1 protein-coding gene is annotated in these 539 nt (G+C 42.1%); it reads left to right on the top strand.

What is annotated here, in order from left to right; all coding sequences use genetic code 11:
- Positions 1-318 precede the first annotated feature (318 nt).
- The coding region (locus B2899_RS18205; RefSeq protein WP_286887606.1) for an undecaprenyl-diphosphate phosphatase at positions 319-539 on the top strand (221 nt) is incomplete at its 3' end.

The raw sequence follows: 539 nt of genomic DNA on the forward strand, positions 1-539 counted from the left end.
TTTATCACTGTAAAGCAACATATGCTTTCCTACACTATAACTAAAGAAGCTATCCTGGCCTGGCGGGGATAGCTTCTTTGTATGTCAGATAACCTGGTTTAATATTTCACCGCATATTCCTCAAGCGCCAGATTGTAACGTGGGTCTGTTGACCGATTTGTTATGTATTTCATTCCGTAACTCCCCTTATATGCCTAGTTTCGACTTCTATAAAAACGCTTATTTTTCAAAAAAAGGTGGTGACCTTATCGGTCTAATTATATAATATTCTCTGGTGAACAGGCTGCTTAAAAATTGGAGGTGGGTTTGGAGGATAATATGGAACAATATATCATTGCGATTATTCTCGGTATCGTAGAAGGCCTTACCGAATTCTTGCCGGTATCGTCTACCGGTCATATGATTCTGACGGCAGAATTATTGGGCGCAACGGAAGAGAAATGGAAGACATTCGAGATCGTCATTCAACTTGGCTCTGTCTGTGCCGGACTGTTTCTTTTCTGGCGGCGGATTTTGCGTCTGCTGGGCATCGGAAGAGA

Source organism: Aneurinibacillus sp. UBA3580, assembly GCF_002375825.1.
Classification (GTDB): domain Bacteria; phylum Bacillota; class Bacilli; order Aneurinibacillales; family Aneurinibacillaceae; genus Aneurinibacillus; species Aneurinibacillus danicus.